22 protein-coding genes are annotated in these 22882 nt (G+C 62.2%); 10 read left to right on the top strand and 12 right to left on the bottom strand.

Annotation, left to right across the window (positions count from 1 at the left end):
- Positions 1 to 18: 18 nt before the first annotated feature.
- Positions 19 to 258, bottom strand: coding sequence for a hypothetical protein (locus TSACC_RS19430; protein ID WP_075081120.1), 240 nt, complete (start codon positions 256 to 258; stop codon positions 19 to 21).
- A gap of 188 nt (positions 259 to 446) precedes the next feature.
- A complete protein-coding gene (locus TSACC_RS19420) occupies positions 447 to 1319 on the bottom strand; it encodes a helix-turn-helix transcriptional regulator (protein ID WP_075081118.1) in 873 nt (290 codons plus the stop codon).
- A gap of 97 nt (positions 1320 to 1416) precedes the next feature.
- Between TSACC_RS19420 and TSACC_RS19415 the strand changes: the two genes are divergently transcribed.
- Positions 1417 to 2412, top strand: a complete 996-nt coding sequence (locus TSACC_RS19415; protein WP_169809715.1) for a zinc-dependent alcohol dehydrogenase — start codon at positions 1417 to 1419, stop codon at positions 2410 to 2412.
- 36 nt (positions 2413 to 2448) lie between these two features.
- Here TSACC_RS19415 and TSACC_RS19410 read toward each other — a convergent pair whose 3' ends face one another.
- The 5 genes from TSACC_RS19410 to TSACC_RS19390 form a co-directional block, all read right to left on the bottom strand.
- On the bottom strand, positions 2449 to 3204 hold the full coding sequence (locus TSACC_RS19410; RefSeq protein WP_075081116.1) for a sugar phosphate isomerase/epimerase family protein: 756 nt from the start codon (positions 3202 to 3204) through the stop codon (positions 2449 to 2451).
- 119 nt (positions 3205 to 3323) lie between these two features.
- Complete coding sequence (locus tag TSACC_RS19405) at positions 3324 to 4346, bottom strand: DUF4886 domain-containing protein (RefSeq protein ID WP_169809714.1); 1023 nt, start codon at positions 4344 to 4346, stop codon at positions 3324 to 3326.
- A 182-nt stretch (positions 4347 to 4528) separates the two neighbouring features.
- Positions 4529 to 5671 (bottom strand): class I SAM-dependent methyltransferase, encoded by a 1143-nt coding sequence (locus TSACC_RS19400; RefSeq protein WP_169809713.1) that lies wholly within the window; start codon positions 5669 to 5671, stop codon positions 4529 to 4531.
- The gene (locus tag TSACC_RS19395; protein ID WP_075081114.1) at positions 5649 to 7136 is read right to left on the bottom strand and encodes a hypothetical protein; all 1488 of its coding nucleotides are present in this window, start codon (positions 7134 to 7136) and stop codon (positions 5649 to 5651) included. Before TSACC_RS19395 ends, TSACC_RS19400 begins: the two co-directional genes overlap by 23 nt.
- A 20-nt stretch (positions 7137 to 7156) precedes the next feature.
- Positions 7157 to 7504 (bottom strand): HesB/IscA family protein, encoded by a 348-nt coding sequence (locus TSACC_RS19390; RefSeq protein WP_084400682.1) that lies wholly within the window; start codon positions 7502 to 7504, stop codon positions 7157 to 7159.
- A 56-nt stretch (positions 7505 to 7560) separates the two neighbouring features.
- On the opposite strand from TSACC_RS19390, the gene mutL reads away from it, so the two are divergent.
- The 3 genes from mutL (at position 7561) to larB (ending at position 10571) form a co-directional block, all read left to right on the top strand.
- Positions 7561 to 9375 carry a DNA mismatch repair endonuclease MutL gene (gene mutL, locus TSACC_RS19385; protein WP_075081112.1) on the top strand — a complete coding sequence of 605 codons (1815 nt, stop codon included), beginning with the start codon at positions 7561 to 7563 and terminating at the stop codon, positions 9373 to 9375.
- 61 nt (positions 9376 to 9436) lie between these two features.
- On the top strand, positions 9437 to 9904 hold the full coding sequence (locus TSACC_RS19380) for a GNAT family N-acetyltransferase (protein ID WP_075081111.1): 468 nt from the start codon (positions 9437 to 9439) through the stop codon (positions 9902 to 9904).
- The gene (gene larB / locus TSACC_RS19375) at positions 9894 to 10571 is read left to right on the top strand and encodes a nickel pincer cofactor biosynthesis protein LarB (RefSeq protein ID WP_075081110.1); all 678 of its coding nucleotides are present in this window, start codon (positions 9894 to 9896) and stop codon (positions 10569 to 10571) included. The genes TSACC_RS19380 and larB overlap by 11 nt, the downstream gene beginning before the upstream one ends.
- Positions 10572 to 10577: 6 nt before the next feature.
- Here the strand turns inward: larB and TSACC_RS19370 are convergent, their stop codons facing one another.
- Positions 10578 to 11528 (bottom strand): type I phosphomannose isomerase catalytic subunit, encoded by a 951-nt coding sequence (locus TSACC_RS19370; protein WP_202816012.1) that lies wholly within the window; start codon positions 11526 to 11528, stop codon positions 10578 to 10580.
- Positions 11529 to 11620: 92 nt separating this feature from the next.
- Between TSACC_RS19370 and TSACC_RS19365 the strand changes: the two genes are divergently transcribed.
- The 4 genes from TSACC_RS19365 (at position 11621) to prfB (ending at position 17492) form a co-directional block, all read left to right on the top strand.
- Positions 11621 to 14098, top strand: a complete 2478-nt coding sequence (locus tag TSACC_RS19365; protein ID WP_075081109.1) for a DNA translocase FtsK 4TM domain-containing protein — start codon at positions 11621 to 11623, stop codon at positions 14096 to 14098.
- A gap of 141 nt (positions 14099 to 14239) precedes the next feature.
- Positions 14240 to 14911 carry a helix-turn-helix domain-containing protein gene (locus TSACC_RS19360; RefSeq protein ID WP_075081108.1) on the top strand — a complete coding sequence of 224 codons (672 nt, stop codon included), beginning with the start codon at positions 14240 to 14242 and terminating at the stop codon, positions 14909 to 14911.
- A gap of 18 nt (positions 14912 to 14929) precedes the next feature.
- On the top strand, positions 14930 to 16294 hold the full coding sequence (rimO, locus tag TSACC_RS19355) for a 30S ribosomal protein S12 methylthiotransferase RimO (RefSeq protein WP_075081107.1): 1365 nt from the start codon (positions 14930 to 14932) through the stop codon (positions 16292 to 16294).
- Between the two features lie 63 nt (positions 16295 to 16357).
- Positions 16358 to 17492, top strand: a protein-coding gene (gene prfB, locus TSACC_RS19350) for a peptide chain release factor 2 (RefSeq protein WP_369695381.1) whose coding sequence is annotated in 2 segments (ribosomal slippage) — positions 16358 to 16423 and positions 16425 to 17492 — 1134 coding nt in all. Because the reading frame shifts where the segments join, the coding sequence is not laid out codon by codon here.
- Positions 17493 to 17558: 66 nt separating this feature from the next.
- Here the strand turns inward: prfB and TSACC_RS19345 are convergent.
- Genes TSACC_RS19345 through TSACC_RS19330 form a run of 4 tightly spaced genes read right to left on the bottom strand, consistent with a single transcriptional unit; the run spans position 17559 to position 21599 of the window.
- Positions 17559 to 19385: an ABC transporter ATP-binding protein gene (locus tag TSACC_RS19345; protein ID WP_075081105.1), complete on the bottom strand. Its 1827-nt coding sequence runs from the start codon at positions 19383 to 19385 to the stop codon at positions 17559 to 17561.
- Between the two features lie 32 nt (positions 19386 to 19417).
- Positions 19418 to 20524 (bottom strand): prepilin peptidase, encoded by a 1107-nt coding sequence (locus tag TSACC_RS19340; protein WP_075081104.1) that lies wholly within the window; start codon positions 20522 to 20524, stop codon positions 19418 to 19420.
- Positions 20521 to 21087, bottom strand: a complete 567-nt coding sequence (locus TSACC_RS19335) for a D-sedoheptulose-7-phosphate isomerase (protein WP_075081103.1) — start codon at positions 21085 to 21087, stop codon at positions 20521 to 20523. The genes TSACC_RS19340 and TSACC_RS19335 overlap by 4 nt, the downstream gene beginning before the upstream one ends.
- Complete coding sequence (locus tag TSACC_RS19330) at positions 21084 to 21599, bottom strand: hypothetical protein (RefSeq protein ID WP_075081102.1); 516 nt, start codon at positions 21597 to 21599, stop codon at positions 21084 to 21086. The genes TSACC_RS19335 and TSACC_RS19330 overlap by 4 nt, the downstream gene beginning before the upstream one ends.
- A gap of 136 nt (positions 21600 to 21735) precedes the next feature.
- Here TSACC_RS19330 and TSACC_RS19325 point away from each other — a divergent pair, with 136 nt between their 5' ends.
- Both TSACC_RS19325 and TSACC_RS19320 read left to right on the top strand, forming a co-directional pair.
- Positions 21736 to 22251 carry a hypothetical protein gene (locus tag TSACC_RS19325; RefSeq protein WP_153811542.1) on the top strand — a complete coding sequence of 172 codons (516 nt, stop codon included), beginning with the start codon at positions 21736 to 21738 and terminating at the stop codon, positions 22249 to 22251.
- A gap of 61 nt (positions 22252 to 22312) precedes the next feature.
- Positions 22313 to 22852, top strand: coding sequence for an STAS domain-containing protein (locus TSACC_RS19320; RefSeq protein WP_075081100.1), 540 nt, complete (start codon positions 22313 to 22315; stop codon positions 22850 to 22852).
- Positions 22853 to 22882: the final 30 nt, after the last annotated feature.

Raw genomic sequence — 22882 nt, 5'->3', positions numbered from 1 at the left:
ACGCCGAAGATCCGGCCGCTAGAACAAGGACGGTGCGTCGTTGGCCTTGGGCAGCTCGGAAGGATTTATCTCCATGAGCTCGAGGATCTCGTAGATATCGCGGCACCGCCTGAGTCGCGAGGCATCAAGATTCAGCCGGTCCGCGATGGCATGTTCGTTGCCGGAAAGCCCAGGCAACGGGTCCCAGTTTCCCGCAAAGCGAATATCTTCCCCAGTTACGGAACGAACGGCTATGTCCAGGCGCTGGCGGGTCGTCATGATCTGGCGCTATTTGGCGAAATTCCCCCCGTCATGTCCAACCCAGAAGAGCCGGATTTTCCGGCCTTTCCGCACGCCCCGAAAGAAGCCTCTCTGGTCCAGCATTTTAGGAAAATCCGCCTCATGCGCGGTCGCCTCATTTTCTTCCCGACGGCCGGGAAGCTGCTTTTCCTTGGAGCCGCTCGCCCTCAGGCCGGCGAGGCGGCGGCGAGCTCCTGAGCGGGATTCTGCCGGAGGCGATACTGACCCGGCGGGGTTCCCACCACCTTGCGAAAGACGGCGGAGAAATAATACTCGTCAGTAAACCCGCACATGCCGGCGATCTGCTTCAGACCATGGGGCGAAGTGGCGAGCAGCACCTTTGCCCGGTTGAGCCGCACCTCGCGCAGATAGCCCACCAGGGACCTTTTCCTGGCGGAGCGAAAGAGATGCCTCAGGTGGCTCTCGCTCAGGCCGACGTGATCCGCGATCTGCCGGAGCGAGGCGATATCCGCGAAGTGCTCGCGCACGTATTGCTCCGCCTTGCGCACGTAGCGCTCCGTAGTCGAAATCCGCAAACTCTCCGAGGCTTCGCAGGCTCGCTTGACGAGAGCGAGCAGGACCGCCGTCACCCGCAGATCGAGCACCCGCTGGTCCAGCGCCGAGCCGTCGCCGTAGCTCCGCGACAGCGCCTCGATCTCCTCGACCAGCCAGTCGCCCTCCACCCCTCCGAGGAGGAATCCGTAGCGGAGCCTGCGCGCTGCTGCAGGAGGCAACGCCACCTGGATGCACACATCCTCACACTCCTCCTCGGCATGCTGGTCGTGAATCTCCCGCGGGGCGTAAACGACGATATCTCCTGCGGAGAACTGGGTAACCATTCGGTTGACGCGGGTGCGCCCAACGCCCCTGGGGTGATAGACGATCTCCGCCGCATAGTGGGCGTGGTCCGCACAGGTCGTCCGCTCCGGCATGATATGACGGGCCCCCGCGACAAAGCGCAGGGTGCGGGACGACGCATCCTCCAGAACCTCGCGCCATCGCGTGGGATTCAGCAGCTCGAGGCCGGGGTCGCCATTCATTTCCGCATCTCTATCGCGTTTCCATTTCAGCGAAAATCACAAAAGATGGCCGATAATTCGAATGGCAGAAATCGCGTGCCGATGGGAGGAGATCAGCATGAGCACAGAATCTCCCCGCCGCCTGTTTTTCCCCGCCGCCCAGCAGGTCGGCATCGAATCTTTTGAACCTCCCGCCGTCGCCGAGGGCGAGGTGCGTGTCCGTACGGAATACTCACTGATGAGCACCGGGACGGAGAATATCGTCTTTAACCGGCTCTTCGATCCGGGAACGCATTGGGACAGCTGGGTGAAGTATCCGTTCTACCCCGGCTATTGCGTGGTGGGCACGGTGGAGGAATCCCGCAGCAACGAGTTCGCCATCGGCGATCGCGTCGCGCTGCGCTCGGGCCACCAGTCCCACTCGGTCGTTCCCGCCGCGAAATGCACCCGCATCCCGGATGGCGTGGCGTTCCAGGACGCCCTGTGGTTTGCCCTCGCCAAGATCGCCTTCCATGGGGCGCTGGTTGCCGACCACTATCTCGGCGACACCGTTCTCGTGATCGGCGCCGGCCCGATCGGCCAGATGGCGATTCGCTGGGCGCGGGCGGCTGGAGCAAAAACGATCATCAGCGTGGACTCCGCCGAGGAGCGCCTGAAGCTCGCGGCCAAGGGCGGGGCCACCACCACGATCGCCTCGGGCATCGCGGCCGCGAAGGAGGAAATCCTCAAGGCCAATGGCGGCGAGCTCACGCGGCTCGTCATCGACACGACCGGAAATGCCGTGGTGTTTTCGCAGGCTCTGGAGTTGGTGAAATCCTTCGGCAAACTCGTCCTGCTGGGCGACACGGGCAAGCCGTCCGACCAACGCCTGACGCTCGATGTCATCACCCGCGGCCTGACCATCGTCGGAGCCCATGACATGCACGAAACGGAGCAATGGAACGCCCGATCCATCACCGGGCTCTTCCTGTCTCTCGTGGCGGACAAGCGGTTTTCCCTAACCGACCTGATCACGCACACGTTCCAGCCCGGGGAGTGCGTCGAGGCTTATGCGGCGGCCAATCGCGACCGCGCCAAGACCATGGGCATCATCTTTGACTGGCGGGCCGCCTAGGCCGCCCGGCGTCTGCCTTGCGAAAGGGAGCCGGGTTCAAGCCCGGCCCCAGAGCCGCAGCTGCTCGATGCACATGCGCGCGCTCTTGAGCGAAGAGGCCTCGTACTCCTCCTGCTCCGCCACGTACCACTCGACCACACCGATCTCCTCGGCGGCGGCAAAGATGGCATCGAAATTGACTGCTCCCAGTCCGATTTCGCACTGGCGGTCGCCCATGCGGCCGTCCTTGAGATGGATGAGCGGCACGCGCGATCCCAGGCGATGCAGCAGGTCCTGCGGGCGCTTCCCCGCGTGCTGCACCCAGTAGACATCGACCTCGGCGGAGAGGTTGCGAGGTTCCGCCGCATCGAGGACCCATTCAAAGGCCGTGCGTCCGTCCACCGTGGCGATCTCGTGGCCGTGGTTGTGATAGCTGAAGCGCAGTCCGTGCGCCCGGAGCGCCGCGCCGATCTCGTTGAACTCTTCGCCGAGGGCTTCGCATTGGGCGCGCGTCGCGACGGCCTCGGGAGCCATCCAGGGGCAGATGATATCCCTGGTCTCAAACAATGCCGCCTCGTCGATGACCCGGGCGCGGTCGTTCTTCAGGAGATCGATGCCGACATGCATGCCGGAGACTTTCAACCCCGCCTCCCGCACGGCCTCGCAGGCCGCCTGGGCGTTCAGGTTGCCGTAACCCGCCAGCTCGACGCCATGGTATCCCATCGCCGCCACCTCGGTGACGGCATGGCGGAAATCCTGTTCAACGACGTCACGGAGCGTCCACATCTGGAGAGAGACCAAGGGCTTTTTCATGGGAGGGGAATGTCTGGGAGGAGGAATTGACAATAGGCTTAACAGGTGGCTTAGCCACCCATCAAGCTTAATTCCCGCAAGCCAAGGCAATCGTAGGCCAGCGGAAGAAAGGCGGCCTCCTACGGCTTGAGCGTAGCCTCGGTGGCTTTGCGAGCGGCGACCACTTCATGAGCCACCTGACGCAGAATCATGGCGTCCTCGGGTGACATGCCTTCAGGAACGAAAGGGTTGTTTAGCACGCTGTCATTAAAGATGACCTCGTACCAGACGCAGGAGATAAGGAAGCGCCCGTAGAGATTGGAGTGCTTCGCATCGAGGACAAGCTTGGGCTCGTTCGTCGTCTTGTCCTTATCCCACTTCCAGCCGACGTTCAGGCTGGCATGCTGGTCGGGCAAGGTGCCGGGTGCCGGCTTGCTATAGTCAAACTTCGGATCGGGAAAGGAGAACGTCCAGCGAGGAAGCTTGCGCGCGGCCTGATAGGCATCGCCAGAAGGAATGATCCGCAGGCTGTAACGCTGGGCAAGCTTGTCATAGGCAGCCTTGAGTCCCGCGTACATCGACTGCTGGTTCAGCTTGCCGTCCTTGAACATCTCGTGATCCTCGCGATACGCCCAAGTTTGCTGGATGAGGATCTCGGCGGTCGGAGCGTTCTTGCGGATATAGTCAATAAGGATGCCCGCGAAGGGTTCGTAGGTCTCCTCCTGGAAGCTGTTGTTACTGACCTGCTGGATCGTGACGAAGTTCCATGGCTTGCTCGCGAGGATGGCTTTGAGGTTGATCTTCTTTTTGTCGCCAGTTGCGAGGTAGGCGGGTGCGTTATACGGGCTGCCCTTCGGATCGTCGGCATTTGCTTCGTAGGCCTGGAGGTAGCCTACGTGCTGGGCGAGGGAATGTCCGCCGAGATTTGCGCGCACAAGAACCAGATCTTTCCCGCCAGCCTTGGCCAGGGCCGGCAAAAGTACACAGGCGTCGTCGGCAAAGCTGTTTCCGACGGTGAGAACCTTGACGGACTGATCCCCGGGCTTGCCCTCATCGGCGGCACAGAGTCGGGAGGAAAGCAGCACTGGCACCATGGCCAGCAGGAGGGAATGGCTGATGGATCGGGGCGCGCGGGCGACCGCGCTCCGGAAAAACGAATTCATGGGCATCATCTGGGTGTGGCCTCAGCCTAGGACTTTGCAATAATCAGACAAGCCCGTGCTACCGAAGGCATCGTTTGTGCCACCGTCGAAAATGGACCCAAGCCCATAAAGCAACAGTCTTTACCCATACCCACAAGCAAACATCGATTTCTGGTCAAACAGTTTACAGTGAGGCGAAAAACCTATGCCCGAACCCTCATGGCGGCGACGGATTCCAGCAATGCCGCCGTCCCTCTGGCATAACGAAAGCCCGACGCGGCAGGAGGCGGGAGATCTTTCACCAGACCGAGGTAATGAAACTGACGGCCCATGCTCTCGGGATGAATGAGCGTCTGGAGGTTGCGCAGGGCTTTACGCGATTCGCCCACTGGTGCGGAACCCTCAAGCGAGCGAAGGTAGGTTTCCGACGCACCCACGAGATAATGGTGCTGGTCGGCAAACCCCTCGACACCGAGGCCCAGCCTCCCCGCCTCGTCGGCAAGTTGCGTGAAGTCAACATGCGAGGTGATGTCCTTGGAGCCAGGGTTCGACAATACATCATCGTCCCGCCGGTGTCCGGAGTAGCAGGAAAACGTACCGCGCGTGCGATGCTCGGCCCACAGATTCTCACGGGTGTACCCGTAGTCGATGATGAGTATCATCCCGGCTTCCAGCCGCTCGGCCATGGATGCCAGCCAGGCCACGGCAGCGGGCCGAACCTCCAGCAGGACCCCCTCAGGGCGCTCAGGCAATGCGGGCGGAATCACGTCGGTATCAGCTGATTGAAAAGCAAATCCGTCTCCCGCGCGAATGACCATCAGTTCCCGCCACCCATCGCCCTGGGATTGAAGCAGATGAAATGGCAAGGCATCGACCAGTTCATTGGAAAGGTGCACGCCACGAAACCGCGGCAAGCGGGAAACATCGTCAACCCAGCCGATCCGGTCGCCGAAGCGGCCCAGCACCTTTTCCTGTTCCGTCCGCCAAAATGATGCCGGCTCGATAATCAGGTAACGAAAGCCGCCCGGAAGAAGCTCGGACAAGGCGCTCACCACATCGGCTGCAAGGGTGCCGTCATGCGCACCCTGCTCCACCACCGTGAAATCTCCAGGTCGTCCCAGCCTTTCCCATACCTCGACAAGCTGCCCGGCCAGCAGGCGCCCGAAAAACGCCCCCACGCTGACGTTCGTGAAAAAGTCACCCTGCTTCCCGATCCGGACCTTGCCGCTGGCATAATAACCGTCTCCAGGCTCGTAGAGCGCAAGCTCCATGAACCTTGCGAACGAAATCGGCCCGGAAGCATCAATCTCCCGCGCGATCAGGTCACTGACCGCGGGTGACTTCACGAACATACACATTGACCTGGCCGTCAGTGCCCTTTCTTACGTCGGTGATGAGGAACGGACGGCGTGAATCGCGGCTGAAGGTCGCTCCTTCCGTAGGGGGCTTGGTCCCCGACGGATACTCAACAATGATGCGGGTATTCGAGCTTTTTCCACCGATCCCGAGAGTCTCGGAAAGACCGCTGTTTGCGCGAAGGACGGCGCGGTTCTGACCTGCAGCTGTAACGACAAAATTTCCCTGGAGGTAGATACGTTCACCCGCGAGACCTCGCCCAGCGAGTTCTGTCATGTCGGGGATATTGGAAAGGCGACCTCGAGGCATCTGGCCCGGCGAGTAGGTCGGCCAGTTGCCACTGCCCGTATTGGCGATGGATTCCTGGGAGGGAGTCGGAGTCCCGGCAAAAGCCGGGGTGGGCGACGCGCCCGCTTCGGTTGGGGTCGGGGTCGGCGGCTCGGCTCCCGCAATGACGGGGACTGCCGGCTTGACCTGAGGCTCTGCCGGAGCCGGCGTCGGCGTGGGAATAGGCGGCGTCTCGGCACTTTCATCCGCAAGCTTGGGGCGCTCGACGCGTACGAGTTGGGCCTGGGGCCTGCGAACGTTGGTATTGCCCGCGGTTCCGGCCTTGGTGTTGTCGAGACCGACGCGCAGCCGGTACGATGAGTATTTCTGGTTGGCCTCGGCCACCATTTTGTCGTCGAGGACCGGCAAACCGGAAGCCATGTCGAGATTGGTGGGAGGAGTCAGGGAAAACGTTCCCGGCCCTGTGCTGGAGGCATAGCTGCCATAAAGGATCGGCACGGCGGTGAACTGGAGCCGGCCATCCTTGAGCCGCTTCACGTTGATGATGGCGGAAAGATCGAGCGTGCGGTCCAGCTTCAGGTCGAGCCCGGTCAGCAGCATGCGCTGGAGCGTGAGCACGTCCTCTTTGTTGGCGGTAAAGACATGCTCGAGCAGCACGCCGCCATTCTCCGTCGACTGGGCCAGAGCCACGACGCCCGACGGGAAGAGGTTTTTGTCATTCAACTCGTAAGAATCGAGAATGTTGAACGAGCCCACGATGTAGGGCACGCGATCCTGGGTGAGCTTGTAATTGCGCAGGTAGTTGCGCAGCAGCACCTCGCTGGCGCGCTCCAGCTCGCGATCCGTCATGCGGCCATAGCGGTCGGCCAACTGGTTGGCGGTGAGGAATTCGCCCCGGGGCGCGGCCGTGATCTCAAAACGCTTGAGCGGCTCGAGCTTCTTCAGCTTGGTCAGGATCGAGTAGCTGAAGCTCTTCTCCGGGTGGCCAAAGACATAAAAGCTGAAGATCCAGCAGAACAGGGCAAACCCGACGAGGAGCAGGAGAATGATGGTCCAGAGGAACAGATTCCCTCCGCCACTGCGTGGGGGTTCGTCGTCATCGAACGAGGAAAATCCGGCTGATCGGCTTACCGGTCGCCGTCCTCTTCCGCGGGAATCAAAGGCCATGAATGCTCTGGTAAATTAAATCAGGAACCCGCCGCTTCCGGGGTCGGTTCAAAGGATGTCCCGCACCCGCAACTGCGTGCTGCCCGGGGATTTCTTATCCGAAATCCCGCGCCGGACAAGCCGTCTTCGTAATCAATCACGCATTGGTCGAGATATTCCAGGCTGTCGCGATCCACAAAAAGCCGCGCGCCCTCGTGCTCCACCTCCAGGTCGCCCTCGACGGGAGCGCCGATGGTCATGGCATATTGAAGACCGGCACAGCCGCCTTTTTCGACGGCGAGCCGCAATCCGGCCGCGCTGACATCCAGGCCTTTCTCCTGCACGAGAATGCGCAGTTGGGCGGCCGCGTTGGAAGTGAGTGAGATCACAACTCTTTTCTTATGGACGAAACCGTGCGAAGTCAAACGGCAGCAAAGTTGTTTCGATGGGAAAAATTCGCGTACTCGCCGATGAAGTAGCCAGCCAGGTCGCGGCTGGAGAGGTCGTCGAGCGCCCTGCCTCCCTCGTAAAAGAGCTGGTGGAGAACAGCCTCGACGCCGGAGCCGGGCGCATCTGGGTCGAGTTTCAGCGAGGCGGTGCGAGGCAGGTGACCGTACGGGACGACGGTTGCGGCATGGATCGCGAGGACGCCCTTCTCTGCCTGGAACGCCACGCCACGAGCAAGATCCGCCAGGGAATCGACCTGATGACGGTGCGCACGATGGGCTTCCGGGGCGAGGCCCTGCCCAGCATCGCCAGCGTGTCGCATTTCCGCCTCGTCACCCGGGAACACACCGCCGACATGGGCGTGGAGGTGCGGGTTTCCGGCGGAAAAACCGAGGACGTCCGCGAGATCGGCGCACCCCCCGGCACCCAGATCGAGGTGCGCGACCTGTTTTTCAACCTCCCGGCCCGGCGAAAATTCCTCCGGGGCGAGGAAACCGAGTCGGCCCATATCGTCCATGGGATCGAGGCCATCGCGCTGGCCAATCCCAAGGTGGCCTTCGAGTGCCGCCGGGATGGCAAGACCGTCCGCTCGCTGCCACAGGCAAAGGAACTCGCCGTGCGCATCCGCGACCTCTATGGGCAGGATTTCCTCGACCGGCTGGATGAGATCGAGCAGGTGGTCGGAGAAGGTTTTGCCATATCCGGGTATCTCGCCCGTCCCGGCCAGGGGCGTCGCGACCGTCTCCAGCAGCATGTCATTCTCAACGGCCGCCCCATCGTCTGCGCCACCGTCCAGCAGCCGCTCCGCGAAGCTTATGCCGATGCCATCCCGCGCGGAGAACATCCGCCAGCCGTCCTGGTCATCGAGATGGACCCGGAATGGGTCGACTGCAACGTGCACCCCGCCAAGCGTGAGGTCCGCTTGCGCCAGCCCGATCTCCTGAAACGGGCCGTCTACGAGGCGGCGCGTGGAGTGATCACCCGCACCCGGCGGCCGGCTGCTCCCACACCGGTAATTGCACCGGCTCCGCCGCGCGGGGAAACGCCCACGCCAACCGCGAAACCCGCGCCTGCCGCGCCGGAACCCACCGCCCCCTCGCGGCGGGCCTTTGCCGCGCCTGCGCCACAGGTGGATTTCGTCCTCACCCCGGAGCCGCCGCCCCCAGCGCCGATTCCCGAGCCGATGGCGGAGGCTTTTCCGGCTTCCGCATCCTCGCGCGATCTCGCCCCCTCCCCATCGGACGAGGCCCTGCCGTACCGCATCCTCGGCACGCTAGGCGACCGTTACCTCGTACTGGAAGGTGACGAGGGCATGGTCCTGCTCGACGAGGGAGCAGCGGCGGAACGCATCCTTTTTGAGGCTCTGGTGAAAGGCATGGAATCTGGCGGCGCGGCCTGCCAGCACCTCCTGATTCCCGCCTTGTGCGAATTGCCCGCCCGGGAGTTTGCCTGGGTGATCGAGCACCTGGCTGATTTGCGGGAGGCGGGGTTTTCCCTCGATCCCTTTGGCAACGCCACCGTCCGCATCGATGGCTTGCCCGCCGGACTGGAAAACAGCGATCCCGCCCGGCTCCTGAACGAAGTGGTCAACGCCGCCCGTGCGACCGGCAAGACATCCGCCGGACGCGGCTTGCGCGAGGCGCTGGCCCGGTCTGTTTCGCGCCTCGCGTCCCAAACGCCGACGCGGAGATTTCCCGAGCGGCTCGTGCGCGATCTCCTGCGCTGTGCCCTGCCCTATGCCAGCCCGGATGGCCGGCCCACCATGATCCAGTTTTCCTTCGCGGAACTGGCCCGGAAATTTGGCCGACGCTAACTAATAGTCGTGCAGCATGATTGCAGCCCGGCCCCCGTTGTGACATAAAGGCAGGGTTGTGATGGAAGGCCTGCGCATCGAACCCGCGACCCTGGAGGATCTGCCCGATCTGGCAAACCTCCTCCATGACCTGTTCACACAGGAAGAGGACTTCCGCCCGGACCGCGAGCGGCAAATGCGCGGCCTGCGTCTGATTCTCGAGCAGCCCTCGCGCGGACGCATTTTTGTCCTGCGCAATGCCAACAAGATCATCGGCATGATCAACCTGCTGATCACCATCAGCACGGCGGAGGGCGGCTTTGTGCTTATCCTTGAGGATCTGATCGTCCATCACGACCATCGCGGCCAGGGGTATGGCACCCAGCTGCTGAACTACGCCATCGACTTCGCCCGCCAAAAGCAGTTCCTGCGAATCACCCTGCTGACGGACAAGCCCAATACCCCGCAGAAGGATTTTTATCGCAAAAACGGCTTCGTTGAAAGTGGCATGGTGCCGATGCGCATGTACTTTCGCGAGAATGAGCACTGATGATGTACGCGACCTGGGGTTTGCCCGGGTCGATCTCGACCGTGAGCGTCGCTGCGGTCGTCCCGAAGTGGTTTTCGGTCCCGGCAAGCTGCCGGGCGAGGTGGCCGAAATCTCTCGAGCCCTCGTGCAGGCAGGCCAGCGCGTGCTGGTGACCCGCGCCACCGATGAGCAGTATCAGGCTGTCGTTGCCGAGCTGCCGGAGGCCAGATTTCACCCGCGCGCCCGGTGCATCCGGGTCGGCGAACCCACGCTATCCCCGCAAAAATGGTCCGTCGGGGTGCTTTGTGCAGGCACGGCGGATTTGCCGGTGGCCGAGGAGGCGGCTGTGTGCCTGGAATCCTTCGGACGCACGGTGGATCGGGTCAACGATGTCGGCGTGGCCGGACTTCATCGCCTCCTGGGCGAGGTGGGACGCGTGCGCTCGCACGGCGTGCTGATCGTGGTCGCCGGAATGGAGGGCGCCCTGCCCAGCGTAGTCGCCGGGCTGGTCCAGCGGCCCGTCATCGCCGTTCCCACCAGCGTGGGGTATGGGGCGAATTTCTCCGGCCTCGCCGCGCTGCTGGGCATGCTCAACAGCTGCGGCAGCGGCGTGACCGTGACAAATATCGACAACGGATTCGGCGCCGCCTGCGCCGCCGACGATATTCTCCGGCTGGGCGAAAACTAGAGTGGTTTAAACCGGCAGGGTCGTGCGCAGGACGACGGCCTTGCCGTCGACCGGAGCGAGCGTCGCCGAGGCAAAGCTGGCCGGGACGAGGAAGAACTCGCCGGGAACGAAGGACCGCGAGCCAACCGTCACCTTGCCCTCGAGCACGGTGTAAACGGCGAATCGGTTGTTTTCGATGGCGGGAATCCGGCCTTCGAGGCTCACTTTCTCCACCTTGAAGTACGGGCATTCGGCCACGGTACCCTGCTCGACGTGCTGCACGCCGGGTTCGAAATCGGCAAAATCGGTCGAGACCATCGACTCCTCGATGTGCAGCTTGCGCGGTGAACCGTCGAGGCCGACGCGGTTCCAGTCAAAGACACGGTAGGTCGTGTCGCTGTTCTGCTGCACCTCGACGATGACATTGCCCTCGCCGATGGCGTGGAGGCGTCCGCTGGGAATGAAAATGCTGTCGCCCGTGGAAACCGGCACGACGTGCAGCGCCTCGGCCACATGGCCCTCGCGGAGCAGCGTCTCAAAGCGATCGCGGGTGACGCCGTGCTTCAACCCGGCATAAATGGTCGCTCCGGGCAGGGCGTCGGCAAAGTACCACATCTCGGTCTTTGGCTCACCATTCAGGGCTGCAGCCATGCTCACCGGTGGGTGAACCTGCACAGAAAGCCGCTCGCGAGCATCGAGCAGCTTGATCAAAATCGGGAAACGAGGAGCCTCGCTGGTGACATAATCTTCACCAAAAACCTCGGCTCGGCGATTTTTCCAAAGCTCATTGAGAGTGGCCCCCTGCAATTCTCCCTGGTGAACAACGCTCTGCGCGTCCTCGCGGTCGACCAGTTCCCAAAGCTCCCCGATCGGCGCCCCCTGGGGGAGGCGTTTTCCGAAAACCGCCTCGAGTCGGCGGCCACCCCAGACGCGTTCCATGGCGAGGGGCTCAAAGACGAGAGAATCTTGCAGAGACATACCCCTCTCGTTTCGCCGACTCCCGGCCCCGCTGCAATTCCAAATTGCAGCGTTGCCGCCGGGACCGGAATCGTGAAGGATGGAGGGTTCTCATGGCGAACAAACCAAAACGTCGCGGCACCTGGGATGCGGTGATCGGCCTGCTGTTCCTGGGAGTGGCTCTGCTGCTGCCCGTGGCGCTGATCTCATATCATCCCCGTGACATTCCCGCATGGGTGCCTCTCATCAGTACCACGACGGTCTCCAATCCGGTGATGCACAACCTCTGCGGCGTTATCGGCGCAATCGTGGCGGGTTACCTCTATTTTCTCTTCGGCGCGGCGGCTTACCTCTGGATCATCTTCTTCGCAGGCTACGGGCTGGCAAAGCTGATGATTCGCGACTTCTCGCTGCGCGAACGCGCGGGCTGGGGATTTCTCTGCGTCCTGTGCGGCGCGTGCCTGCTTCAGTTGCAACCATGGTTCCTCCATGGCTGGGAAAAGGCATTTCGCATCGAGGGTCCGGGAGGCTGGGTTGGCAAATGGGTCGGTGAAAAGGCTTTCGGCGGCCCGCTGGGCCCGGTCGGCGCTCCCGTCGTCCTGCTCCTGATTTATCTGGTGAGCCTCATTCTCGCCACGGGCTTCCATCCCATCCTCGTGGGTCGCAAGATGTGGAACGACTGGCGGAAAGCCCGGGCCGAGGCCGAGAAAAAACGCCTCGCCGAGATGGAAGAAACCGAGCGCATGGAGGCCGAGCAGCGCAAACTGGCGAAACAGGCGGAAAAACTCGAGCGCCAGCTCCGCAAAAAGCCTGCCAAGGGCGAAGACGCGCCCGCCGAGGAACCCTCCGCTGCGCCGGAGCCCCAGGCGGAATCGTTTCCCGAACCGCGCATCTTCGACGCCACCGCGCCCTCCGCAAAGAAGCCGTCTCTGGCCGACATCGAGGCCAACCGGAAAAAACGCTCCGAGCCGCGTCCCGGCCTCGTCGGCGGCCTCGCCCTGGAAAACTACCAGCTCCCGCCCCTCGACCTGCTCGACCCGCACGACGAGGAAGGCCGCAAGCCCGCCGATCCGAGCGAGCTCCTCGGCGTGCAAAACACCATCATCGACACGCTGGCGCAGTTTGGCATCAAGGCCCAGCCGGGCGACATCACGCGCGGGCCGACCATTACGCGCTTTGAGGTTTATCCCGACAAGGGCGTGCGCGTGGATCGCATCACCGCGCTGGAGCGCGACATCGCCCGCGCCACCCGCGCCCAGCGCATCAACATTCTCGCCCCGATTCCGGGCAAGGACACCGTCGGCATTGAGATCGCCAACTCCAGCAAGGTCAAGGTGACCCTGCGCGAACTGCTCGAGACCGAGGACTGGCTCCAAACCGGTGCCAAGCTTCCGCTGGCCCTCGGCAAGGACGTCTACGGCAAGACCATCATCGCCGACCTCGCCAAGATGCCCCACTGCCTCGTGGCGGGTACGACGGGCAGCGGCAAGAGCGTCTGCATCAACTCCATCATCGCCAGCCTACTCTTCCGCTACACGCCGGAGGAACTGCGCTTCATCATGATCGACCCGAAGGTCGTCGAGATGCAGACCTACAACGAACTCCCCCACCTCGTCACCCCGGTCGTGACCGACCCGAAGAAGGTGCTCCTCGCCCTCCGCTGGGTGGTCGACGAGATGGAGCAGCGCTACCAGATCTTTGCCAAGACCGGCGTGCGCAACATCGGCGCCTTCAACGACCGCCCGCTGCCGAAATCCCAGGCCGAGCTCGATGCCGAGGCCGCCGCCAAGGGAGAAGAGGAATCGCCCGAGGACGCGCCAGAGACCGTCACCGAAGATACAGCCGCAGAACCCGATGCTCCCGAGGAGGACGAAGAGGAGGAGGAAACCAAGCCCATCTCCGTCCCGCGCGACAGCGACCTCATCATCCCCGATCGGATGCCGTACATCGTCGTGATCATCGACGAGCTGGCCGACCTCATGCAGACCGCCCCGGCGGATGTGGAAAGCGCCATCGCCCGCATCACCCAGATGGCGCGCGCGGCGGGCATTCATCTCATCGTGGCCACCCAGACGCCCCGCGCGGACGTCGTCACCGGCATCATCAAGGCCAACATCCCGAGCCGCATCGCCTTCCAGGTCGCCTCCGGCCTCGACAGCCGGGTCATCCTCGACCAGAAGGGCGCGGAAAAGCTCCTCGGCCAGGGCGACATGCTTTACCTGCCTCCCGCCAGCTCGCAATTGCAGCGCTCGCAGGGCGTGCTCGTGACGGATGATGAGATTCACCGTCTGGTGAAGTTCGTCGCGGAACAGGCCAAACCGAAATTTGAGTCCAGCATCCACGACAAGCTCAACAGCCCGACCATCGACGAAGAGGACGTGACGGACGAAGACGAGGAGCTGGTCGACAAGGTGCTCGAGGTGATGAAGCAGGAGCGCCGGGCCTCGACCTCGCTCTTCCAGCGCAGGCTGCGCCTGGGTTACACGCGGGCTGCGCGCATCGTGGACATTCTCGAACAACGCGGCATCGTCGGCCCGCGCGATGGAGCCAAGGATCGCGAGATTCTGATCGATCTGGACAGCATCGATTAAAAATCTCGCGTTTTCTCCTCGGAGGGCGGGATTTCCGCTTGTGTTCGCTTCGAATTGAGCCACATAAGAATCAGAGATAGGCGCGGCCGGGCCTCATCGAACGAAGCACGGCAGCCTCTTCGCTAATATTTCACCTGCCTAATGTTCGACGTCGCAGCAGTATTCGATTCCGACGAATCCGGGGAGTCCCTTGGCTCCAGGCTGGCGGCTGCCCGCAAGGCGAAGGATTTGCCGATCGAAAAAGCAGCGCACGACACCCGCATCCGGGTGCAGCGTTTGCGCGAGATCGAGCATGATGATTTCTCGCAGTTTTCGCATCCGAGCTACGCCCGGATGTTCCTGACCGACTACGCCCGTTATCTGGGTCTGGAGGTCGATGCGATCAAGCACCTCCTGCCCGCGCCCGGAGTGTGCGGAGCGGCAGGCTACCAATATCTCGAGGAAGGCCCCCGCACCTACGTGCGCAAGAAGATCCGCCCGCTGCGCCAGCGCCGCCTGATCACAGGGTTGATCGTCGCCGCAGTGGTCATCCTGCTTCTCGCCTTCGCCATTCCCTTTGCCATCAAGCTCCAGCGGCTCGGTCCTCTTGACCGGCTCGCCAAGGATCAGATCGTGAAAGACGATCGTTCGCTGATCGTCGAACCTTCCACCCCGCCCGCTCCGGCTGCAGAACCCGCCGAAGCGCCCGCAGTTCCCGCTTCGGAACCTGCCACGGCGGCTCCCGTCCAATCCTCTGCCACCGAGTCCGTGCCAGCAAACACTCCTCCGCTCTTCGTCGGAGGCACCGTTTCGCACGGCAACGCCGTCCAGTAACGGCCCTCTGTTCCAGTCATGAAAGAATCTCAAGGCGTCCAAACGCCCAAGGTGGGTATGATCAGCCTCGGCTGTGCCAAGAATCTCGTCGATGCCGAGGTGATGCTCGGCGGCGCTGCCGTAGCCGGTTTTGAAATCACCGCCGACGCCGACGAAGCCGATGTCATCGTGGTCAACACGTGCGGCTTCATCGACAGCGCCAAGCAGGAGTCGATCGACGCCATCCTGAGCGCCAAGCGCCGCCCGGAGCAGAAGCTCGTGGTCAGTGGCTGCCTGTCCCAGCGGTATCGCGACGAGCTCGTGCGCGAACTGCCCGAGGTGGATGCCTTCATCGGTCTCGACCAGATCGCCACCGCCGGCGAGATCTTTCGCGATGTGCTCTCCAAGGAAACCGAGGCGCCCTTTGCCCTCATCTCGCCCAAGTCAAAGTACATCCCCGACTACGACACGCCGCGCTTCCGCCTCACCCCGACGCACACGACCTACCTGAAGATCGCCGAGGGGTGCAACCACCCGTGCAGCTTTTGCGTGATCCCGCAAATGCGCGGCCGCCATCGCAGCCGCACGGTGGAAAGCGTCGTCGCTGAGGCCCGCCGCCTCGTCTCCGAGGGCATCCGCGAGATCAATCTCATCAGCCAGGACACGACGTACTACGGCATGGACCTGTGGCAGGAAAAAGCCGGCCCGCGCCAGCCCGTCGATCCGCTCCGCGGCCCGACGCTCATCCGCCTGCTCGACGAACTCGGCCAGATCGAGGGAGATTTCTGGATTCGCCTCCTCTACACCCACCCGGCCCACTGGAGCGACGACCTGATCCAGGCCATCGCCCGGAACCCCAAGGTGGCGCGCTATATCGACATGCCGCTCCAGCACATCCATGGCGACATGTTGAACCTCATGCGCCGCGAAACCTCGCGCGAGCACATCGAAAACCTCATCGACCGCCTGCGGGCGGGAATCCCGAATCTCGCCATCCGCACCACCTTCATCGTCGGCTTCCCCGGCGAAACGGAGGCGCATTTCGCGTCCCTGCTCGAGTTCATCGAAAAGGTACGCTTCGAGCGGCTGGGCGTCTTCTGCTACTCGCAGGAGGAGGGTTCCCGCGCCGCGAAGATGGAGAACCAGGTGCTCACCCGCACCAAGAACCGCCGCCATCGCGAGGCCATGAAGCTCCAGCAGCGCATCGCCGCCGAGTGGGCCGAGGCCCAGAAGGGCCGCACCTTCCGCGTCCTCGCCGACCAGGCCCGCCTGGGCCGTACCGAGTACGACGCACCCGACGTGGATTGCCGTGTGGTATTGACAAAGTCCGTCCCGGTCGGCTCCTTCGTGGACGTGAAGGTGACGGGATCGCAGGTGTACGACCTCGTGGCGAAGCCGCTATAAGCGGCTGGCATCGGCATTTTTCCTTTTGCGCCGCCGCGCCTTTGCGGCATGCTTGTCCTTTCCATGATCGAACAACTCGAAGCGATTGACGCCTCCGCGATTTCGTCCCGTCTGGGTGAATTGCGGAGGTTTCTTTGACCTCCCCAGCCTGACTCAGCAACTCTCCGAAGTCGAAGGGCGCATGGCTGCGCCGGACTTCTGGAACAACAAGGAAACCGCCCAGCGCGATGTCGAGCTGGTTTCCTCCCTCCGCGCCAAGATCCAGCCCTTCAACGCGCTGGAATCCCGCGTCGCCGACCTCGAGGTGCTCAAGGAGCTCGCCGCCGAGGAGACCGGACCGAACCAGCTCGCCGCCATCAAGGACGTCGAGGCCGAGTACCAGTCCGTCCTGAAGGACCTGGAGAAATTTGAGCTCCAGCAGCTTCTTTCCGGGGAATTCGACAAATCTCCCGCCTTTATCACCATTCATGCCGGAGCCGGCGGCACGGAGTCGTGCGACTGGGCCGACATGCTGCTGCGCATGTACACGCGGTGGATGGAACGCAGCGGGCTCAAGGCCGAGTCGGTCGACATCCAGACCGGCGACGAGGCGGGCATCAAGTCCGCCACGCTCCGCGTCTCGGGCGATCATCCCTACGGCTACCTCCAGACGGAGCGCGGCGTGCATCGTCTTGTGCGCATTTCGCCCTTCGACGCCAACAAGCGCCGCCATACCTCCTTTGCCAGCGTGGACGTGGTCCCCGAGATCGAGGACGCGCCCATTGAGATCAACGAGGCCGACCTCAAACTCGACACCTACCGCTCCGGCGGCAAGGGCGGGCAGAACGTGAACAAGGTGGAGACTGCCGTGCGCATCACCCACCTGCCCACCGGCATCGTGGTCGCCTGCCAGGCGGAGCGAAGTCAGGGCCGCAACCGCGAAATGGCTATGAAGATGCTCAAGGCCAAGCTCTACCAGATCGAGGCCGACAAGAAGCGCGCCGAGGTAGAGCGTCAATACGGCGAAAAGGGCGACATCGCCTGGGGCAACCAGATTCGCTCGTACGTCTTCCAGCCCTACCAGATGGTGAAGGACCTGCGCACCGGCGTGCAGACCAGCGACATCCAGGGTGTGATGGATGGCGACATCGATGCCTTTATCGAGGGCAAGCTGCGCGGCCTGACCTACAAGAAGGGCGCCCAGGACGACGAGGAATAATCGTCCTTCCCACGAAACTCCCAAGGGCCGGTGCGAACCGGCCCTTTTTCGTGTCCTGCGACCGCCTTACGCGGCAATCTTGTCGTGGTTGAACTGCAGCTCGTAGAGCTTGCGGTAGATCGGCGAACGCTCCAGCAGCTCGGCGTGCGGACCCGCGTCGACGACCATGCCCTTGTCCATGACGACGATCTTATCGGATTTCAGGATGGTCGAGAGACGGTGGGCGATGGCGATCACCGTACGGCCCTGTGAGAGGCGATCGAGCGCGGCCTGGATCATGTGCTCGGACTCGGAGTCGAGAGCCGACGTGGCCTCGTCGAGGAGGAGGATCGGCGCGTTCTTGAGCAGGGCGCGGGCGATGGCAAGACGTTGCTGCTGGCCGCCGGAGAGCAGGCAGCCCTTGTCGCCGACGATGCTGTTGTACCCCTCGGGCTGGGCCACGATGAAGTCGTGGGCGTAGGCCAGCTTGGCTGCCGCAATGATCTCGGCCTCGGTGGCGTCGAGGCGGCCGTAGCGGATATTCTCGTAGATCGTGTCGTGGAAAAGGAAGGTCTCCTGCGTGACCACGCCGATGTGCTCGCGGAGCGAATTCTGCGAGATCTTGCGGATGTCGACCCCGTCGAGCTGGATCACGCCCTGCTGCGGATCGTAGAAGCGCAGGATGAGCGAGAGCACGGTGCTCTTGCCCGCGCCGCTGGAGCCGACGAGCGCATACTTCTTGTGCGGCTCGACCACGAGGTTCATGTCCTTCACGGCATTCTGCTCGGAGCCGTAGGAGAAGGTGATGTTCTCGAAGTTGAGACCACCCCGGCAGCCCTTCAGGACCACCGCATCGGGGGCATCCTGGATCGCCGGCTGCTTGTTCAGGAGGTCAAAGACATTCGAGGCCGAGGCCATGCACTTCTGCATCTGCAAGGGAATACGGCTCAGCGACTTGACCGGATTGTACAGCAGGAAGATACCGAAGCAGAGCGCGGCAAACTGGATGATGCCGATGTGGTAGTAGTAGACGTAGAGGATCGCCAGCACGACGCCAAAGGCCGAGACCGACTCGATCAGCGGCTGGACGATATCCATGCTCTTGCGCACGCGCATGCTGTTGCGGCACTGGAGATCGCTGGACTTGGCAAACTGCGAGGCTTGGTAATCCTCGCGAGCGAAGGACTTGATCACGCGTACGCCGGCGAAACTCTCCTGCAGGATGACCGCCATGGCTCCGGCTTCGTTTTCCTCGGCCTTGCCCGCCTGCCGAATCTTCCGGCCAAAGACGAGCACCGGCACCATGCAGATCGGGAAAAGGAGCAGGGTCGTGAGGCTGAAGCGCCAGTCGAGGCTCACCAGCACGACGATGCCGGTCACCACGGCCACCGGCTCCTTCACGAGATCGCCGGAGATGCTGGTGAGGGCATTCTGCGCGACGCGGGTGTCATTGATCACGCGGGCGATGAGCTTGCCGGACTTGGCCTTGTTGAAAAAAGCCATCGGCTGGGACATCAGGTGGCGGAACAGCTCGGAACGCAGATCGCGCAGGATGTGGAAGCTGACCCAGGAAAGGTAATACGAGTTGAGGTACGAGAAGATGCCGCGCGCCACCATGACGGCCGGAATGAGCATGCTGATCCAGATGACCGTATCAATGGCTGGACCGGCATCGGCTCCGTGCATCTTCATCGGGTTGATCTTGCCCAGGGTCTGACCAGCCGGGAGGACCTTCTGCCCCACATAGTTGAGCACGAGTGGAATCGTGCCGTTCAGCGTACCGGCGAGAATGCCGCAGACCATGCCAAACACGACCCGGGGCAGGTAAGGCCGCATGTAGGTGGCAAGTTTAAAATAGGGGCCCCAGAACTCCTTGAGGAGCTGAGTAAAGGGAATCTTCTTCTTATCGGCCATGGATCGAACCCGAAATCATCCGCGTTGCGGCGTTAAAAGGCAAGGTCATGACCAGGACGAGCCATGACATTGAAATACCAGTCCCAGATGGCGGGACCGAAAAACACCCAAAGCGCGGCGCCAAGGGCAAGAAATGGGCCAAACGGCACCCGCGCACCGGAGCGGTCGCGCGCCAGGAATATCCCGGCGACAGCGGCGACACATCCGATAATCGAGGCGGCGCAAATGGTGAAAACAACCGCCTGCCAACCCAGGAAGGCTCCGATGGCCGCGATAAACTTGACGTCGCCAAATCCCATCGCCTCTCGGGGGATGGTAATGGCAGTGAGCTTACCCTTGATCTCATCGATCTGATCCAGAGGTTTCTCCTGCCCTTCATCGAGCAGCACGTGATAGCGAAAACGCAGCACCGGCGAACCCTCCAGCACCCGACCATCAATCGAAGCTCCGGTGCTTTCAATGACAAGTTGGTCGCGCTCGCGAAAATCGATCTCGTGCCAGAGAAGGGAATCCTCGCCCACCGTGAGCGTCGCGGTATCGCCATCGCGCTTCCATGAGAACGGCAACTCCTCCTTGAATACATGTCGCTTGCGACCGAAGGCGAGTTTGCCACCCTCGACGATAAGCCAGAGAATGCCGTACCCGAGAGCGGCAGCTCCCAGTGAGGCAAATAAAGCGTGGAGCCGGGAGTCCGTCTGCATGAGGCCGGGAAGGATGACACTCAGGACGACACCCGCGGCCGTCCCGCCGATGGTGATGACATCCGGGATAATGAAATGCTCGATGTCGATGAAGGTCGCCGTGACCAGGAGCGCGAGGAACAGCCAGTAGGCCGGTGCCAACGGCAGGCCAAACGTCAGCCACGCAGCAAGAAACAGCCCGGAAGTGAGGATCTCCACCAGAATGTATCGTGGAGAAATCTTCGCATGGCAGCCGGAGCACCGCCCGCGCAAAGCGAGCCAGCTGATAACCGGCAGATTTTCGTACCAAGGAATGGTCTTGCCGCACGAGGGGCAGAAGGAGCGCCGTGGCTGGTCGAGCGAAAGATTTCGAGGGAGGCGATGAATGCAGGCATTGAGGAACGACCCTATGATCGCCCCCAATACAGCGGAAAAGACGGTGAGTACCGTTTCCCTCATTCCTTGGGCAGATCGACCTCGACCTGCTCGCAAAGGGCGTGAAGCAAGAACTTCTGCGCTTCCTGGATGCGAGCCGTCACCGTTCCCGGCACGATCAACTCGATCTCGGAAGCGCCAGCGGTAAACCCGCCCCCTTTGCCCAGCAGCGTAATCGTCCGCAAGCCACGACGACGAGCCTCCTCAATGGCGAAGAGCACGTTGCGCGATTTGCCACTGGTCGTCAGCGCGATGAGAACATCGCCCGGTTTGCCGTAGGCATGCACCTGGCGGGAAAAGACGTCGTGAAAAGAATAATCGTTGCCGATGGCAGTCATCAGGCCGCCATCCACGGTGAGCGCGATCGCAGGGTAGGGACGACGGTCGCCGTTGAACCGGCAGGTAAACTCCGTGGCCATGTGCGCCGCATCGGCGGCGCTGCCTCCGTTGCCACAGAAGAGGAGTTTCCCTCCCGAGACGAGGCAATCGAGTACCACCTTGGCCGCCTGGGAAAGAGGCTCCTCGAGGGCGCGTAGGGATTCAAAGGTGTCCAGAGCGTCCTGAAGCGAGGATTGGTAAGGCGTCATGCGGCGGGTGTTTGCGGAGCGAGGCAAAGCCGGGAATCGCTCGCGAGCATTTTCTCCAGCGTGGGCCATTGTGCAATATCCATCTCAATGAAGAGGTTGAGGTAGGCGGCCACAGCCTCCTGCGGGTAGTCTTTCAAAAGCCCTTCAACCGCCTCGTTAACAGCGGCTTCCGAAGGCTCCGGCGGGAGATCATCAATGAGACCATGTCCATTGTGCGGAATTTTCAGAGTATCGAGAAACTGACAGATCATCGGCTTGTGCGCACCGAGGAGCCAGGTCTGGAGAATCTCGATCGACGCATCCTCATTCGCCTTGCGGGTAATCTCGTTACGCATCCACAAGTGCCTCTCCTCGCGGGATTTGCGCTCCAGGATGATCGGGCGGAGCTTCCGGCGTGTGGAAAGAACCTGCACGCAGGCACGGTAGGCCGGCTTGTCGTTGTCGTAGAGAAACTGGAAGACGTCGCCAGCGAAGCTTTCAGGCAACTGTTGGAAGATATCGTGGGCTTTCATGGGAAGACGGCGGATCGTGCGCCGGGAACCGACTCGTATGATGGCTCGCCTCCCGGTAGTCAAGCCTGCGGGCAGTGCACCTTCCGCATGCCGTGCCATTGACACCGTCACACAAAGCCGCTTGTATGCGGCCTCCATGAGGACATTCCTCGTACTCGCCCTTACTGCCATTCTTTTTACCGCCTGCTCGTCGGTCCAGGAGCCTGCGACGAAGCTGGAGCGCGCCAATGTCCTGCCGCTCGCGCTGGATAACGCCTTTCAGTTCCGAAAGATCAAGATGTACTACAACCAGCCGGTCGATCAGAACATCTCCGCGGAAAACGAGCCAGCTACCTTCGAGCGAAACCGGATCAACTTCGGAGCGGTAGACTCCTGGGATCGCCAGCAGCGTGAGGGCAACTACTATTGCTTCTTCTGGCGCGCCACACAGGAAGCCGACGTCACGGTTCGTTTCGAGTACCGCCAGGCCGCCTTGGGCAACTACGTGATGGCTCAGGAGCGCTACTACCCATCGACTCGGGGTTCGCACAAATCGGACTTTGAAGTCACCGGCGATGACTTTCAGGAAAACGGGCGGGTTACCTCGTGGCGCGTTCTGCTGATCGTAGACGGTCGGATCGTGGCGTTCCGACAGTCCTTCATGTGGAAATAATGGACCTCGCCGGGGGACATTTGACACCCGCCTCGAGAGTGGGCTAATAGTGACCTCACACGTGAGCACCTCATCATCTGTCCTCGTCGGCTGCGTTGATCGCACGGCCTGGGTCAAAGTGGAAGGCAGAGGGAGTTTTCAAAACAGCTCCGGACTCAAGGAATTCGTCAAGCAGATGATCCAGCGCGGATTCCGCGAATTCGTCGTGGATCTCCAGGACTGCGAGCAGATGGACTCGACCTTCATGGGCACCCTTGCCGGTGTAGCCCTCCGTCTGCGCGAGCTCGGCCAGGGTTCCCTCCGCGCCACCAACGTCAACGAGCGCAACTCCGACCTCCTTTCCAGCCTCGGACTCGACCAGCTTTTCACCGTGGAATCCCTCGGTTCGATCGCAGCCGAGACGGAACCCCTGCCCGATGATGACGCCCTCCGGATCGCCGAACCCAAGGCCCTGGAGGCCGAGGCCCAAAAGCAGGCGGTTCTCGAGGCACACGAGGCCTTGGTCGAAGCCGACCGGGCGAATGCGGTGAAGTTCAAAGATGTGCTGGAGTTTTTGCGGAATGAGTTGAATGCTCAAGGTTCCTCAGACAAAGAGGGATAATCGCACCGTCCGGGAGGGCGGAGCCCATTC

The organism is Terrimicrobium sacchariphilum (assembly GCF_001613545.1).
Classification (GTDB): domain Bacteria; phylum Verrucomicrobiota; class Verrucomicrobiia; order Chthoniobacterales; family Terrimicrobiaceae; genus Terrimicrobium; species Terrimicrobium sacchariphilum.
Note: the sequence above shows the minus strand (reverse complement) of the source record. Positions and strands in the feature narration are given on the sequence as shown.